The sequence below is a fragment of the Nocardia thailandica NBRC 100428 genome, from assembly GCF_000308795.1.
Taxonomy (GTDB): domain Bacteria; phylum Actinomycetota; class Actinomycetes; order Mycobacteriales; family Mycobacteriaceae; genus Nocardia; species Nocardia thailandica.
Genome location: NZ_BAGK01000110.1, coordinates 1 through 3,183, shown reverse-complemented (window position 1 = coordinate 3,183; position 3,183 = coordinate 1). Strand labels below are relative to the sequence as shown.

3 protein-coding genes are annotated in these 3,183 nt (G+C 73.9%); all 3 read left to right on the top strand.

All coding sequences use genetic code 11. From position 1 onward, the window contains the following. Positions 1 to 247: 247 nt before the first annotated feature. Positions 248 to 955, top strand: coding sequence for a GNAT family N-acetyltransferase (locus tag ON36_RS11525; RefSeq protein ID WP_043651232.1), 708 nt, complete (start codon positions 248 to 250; stop codon positions 953 to 955). A gap of 166 nt (positions 956 to 1,121) precedes the next feature. Next, positions 1,122 to 2,696 carry an LVIVD repeat-containing protein gene (locus ON36_RS11520; protein WP_052313877.1) on the top strand — a complete coding sequence of 525 codons (1,575 nt, stop codon included), beginning with the start codon at positions 1,122 to 1,124 and terminating at the stop codon, positions 2,694 to 2,696. Then, on the top strand, positions 2,696 to 3,183 hold a 488-nt coding region (locus tag ON36_RS11515), incomplete at its 3' end, for a DUF305 domain-containing protein (RefSeq protein ID WP_043651230.1). The genes ON36_RS11520 and ON36_RS11515, both read left to right, overlap by 1 nt.

The following is a 3,183-nucleotide window of genomic DNA, read 5'->3' as shown; positions in this document are numbered from 1 at the left end:
GCGGCGCGGCGCGAAAGCCCAGGCAGGCGGGCGGCGCCGGGCCCGCCGCCGGGCCGGTGCGCGCTGTCAACGGTTGAAATCAGGGCGACGGCAGGGAAATACCCGGCGCCACGGCGGAATTGACACCGGGGAGCGGGATCGGATCGGCGCGAGCGCAACCGGTGACGGTGATCGTGCGCACGGCTAACGTCCTGGTGCCGAGCACACGGCACCGGCGCCCGGCCCGCCGGACGGACAGGAGCTCTCAGTGACCATCGAGTACGTGGCCGACACCGGGGTCGGGTTGCATCCCCTCGACGACCCGGTGCGGTCCTCGCTGCGCGGCGCGCACCGCCGCTTCGCGACCTGGGTGGGCCGGATCGGACGCTACGACCCCGAGGTGGCCCGGTTCGTCGGCCACCCGCCCGTGCTCGACGAGCAGGACTGGCGCGACCTGGCCACCGTGCTCGGCCCCGGCGGCACCACCGGCCTGCGCGGCGACGGGCACCGGATCCCGCCGGACTGGACCGTGCAGCAGACCTTCTCGTCGGTGCAGATGGACGGCAGCGGCCTCGCGGTGGCGACCGACCCCGAGCTCGAGGTGCTCACCGCCGCCGACGTCCCCGAGATCCTCGCCCTCATCGCCCGTACCGAACCGGGCCCCTTCGCCCCGCGCACCATCGAGCTGGGCACCTACCTCGGCCTGCGGATCGACGGGCAGCTGGTCGCCATGGCCGGGGAACGGATGCATCCACCCGGCTGGACGGAGATCAGCGCCGTCTGCACCGACCACGCCCATCGCGGTCACGGCTACGCCACGCGGCTGATCCGGGCGGTCGGCGCGGGCATCCGGGCGCGCGGCGAGGTGCCGTTCCTGCACGCGGTGGCCCACAACACCACCGCGATCCGGCTCTACGAATCGCTCGGTTTCACCCTGCGCAAGCGCGGCGGACTCACCCTGGTCCAGGCGCCCTGACTCCTGCCGGGCATCGTCTCAGAACGTCGCGCGGTGGGTTTCCCGAGTTAGGCGAATCGGCCGAAACCGATCCCGGCCGGTCGGCCGTCTCCTACCATCCGAACGAGGGGAGCTGTCTGGGTCGGATCGGCGACGTCGCTCCCACCGCTCGATCGGGGAGGCAACGATGCCCACACGATTCCGGCGTGCCCTGCTGCGCGCCGCCGCGGCACCCGCGGCCGCCGTCCTGGCCCTCGTGGCCCTCCCCGCGGGCGCGGGCGCGGATCCGCCCCCCGACGTCTCGACCCTGGTGCACGAATTCCTCGACGCGGGACGCACGGCCGTCCCGCGCGCCGACTGCGGACCCGGCTCGCTGCCGGAAACCGGCCTGCAGGGCGACGTCCCGGCCGCCGACCGCGAATCCGGCCGCAGCGCTCTGGGTTACCGGTGCAACATCACCCGCGTCGGCGGCTACACCGGCCGCGGGGCGGGCATCACCTCGACCAGCTTCGAGCACTGCGCCTACCTCGGCTCGTTCTTCCCCGGCACGCTCGTCACCGAGCACCCCGGCGTGCAGGTGATCGACGCGTCCGACCCCGCCGACCCGAGGCTGACCGCCGTGCTCGCCGAACCGGCGATGCTGGCGGGCACCTGGGAGACGCTCAAGGTCAACGCCGCCCGCAAGCTGCTCGTCGGCACGGGCGTCCCGGTCGGGGAGGGCGCGGGCTACCTGTCGGTCTACGACATCTCCGACTGCGCCCACCCGCGCCTGCTCAACCCCGGCCGCGGCACGAATCTGCTCATGCCGCTGCCGGTCACCACGCACGAGGGCGGCTTCTCACCCGACGGGCGCACGTACTGGACCTCCGGCATCGCGCCCGGATTCGTCAGCGCCGTCGATCTCACCGACCCGGCCGAACCGCGCGTCGTCTGGCAGGGGCTGACCGGCATCGAGGCCCACGGCTTCGGCGTCAGCCCCGACGGCGACCGCCTCTACATCTCCGCCCTCGGCGGCTTCACCGTCCTCGACGTCAGCGCCGTGCAGCGCCGCGACCCGAATCCCCAGGTGCCGCACGTCGGCCGGGTGTTCTGGACCGACGGGTGGGCCACCCAGCACAGCGTGCCCGTCACCTACGACGGCGTGCCGCACCTGTTCACCGTGGACGAGGGCGGCGCGGGCGGGGTCAAGCTGATCGACGTCTCCGACGACGACCGGCCCCGCATCGCGGCGCGCCTGAAGCTCGAGATCAACCTCCCGCAGAACATCGACTCCGGGCTCGCCTCGTCGATGGGCGGCTCGATCTTCTCCTACGAATCGCACTACTGCGCCGCCGACCGGCCCGCGAACCCGACGGCGCTGGCCTGCGGCTGGATCTCGTCGGGAATCCGCGTCTTCGACGTCCGCGATCCCGCCGCCATCCGGGAGATCGCCTACTACAACCCGCCGGCCAGGACGGGGCAGAACCTGCAGATCTGGAACTCCCCGCACGCGCTGGCCTCGCTCATCGGGGTCCCGGCCATGTCCGCGCCCGCCGCGCTGCGGGCCGTGCTGGAGGGCTCGTTCGACGTGGGGCAGGCGCTGTCGGCCCGCTCCGGCGACCTCGCGCTGGGCGACCTGTCCTCGGACTGGTGCTTCTCCCCGCCGGAGTGGCGCGGCAATCAGCTCTTCGTCGCCTGCTCGGACAACGGATTCCAGGTCCTCGAACTCGACGGGTCGGTGTACACCGCCCCGGCGGACCAGGAATCGACGGTGGGTTCCTGATGCGGCCCGCCTACCGGCTCGCCGCCGCGTGCGCCGCGATCCTGCTGGCCATGGTGCTGGGCGCCGCGCTGCGCCCGGTCCTCGTCCCGGCCGCCGCGTCCGGCGCACCCGTGCTCGGCGCGGTGGAGATCGGCTTCGCCCAGGACATGACCGCCCACCACCAGCAGGCCCTGCTCATCGCCGAGCGCCTCGACCCGGCCGCCGACCCGGCGCTGCGCCGCCTGGCCACCCAGATCGCCGACAGCCAGCGCATGGAGCTGGGCACCCTGCTCGGCTGGACCCAGCTCGCCGGCGCCGCGCCGACCGCGGCGGAGCCGATGCGCTGGATGCCGGACGGCCACCGCCACGGCGCGGCGCAGGCCGCCATGCCCGGCCTGGCGAGCACCGCCGAGCTGGACGCGCTCGCCGCCGCCCGCGGCGCCGAGGCCGAAGCGCTGTTCCTGCGGCTGATGTACCGCCACCACGCGGGCGGCATCGTCATGGCCCG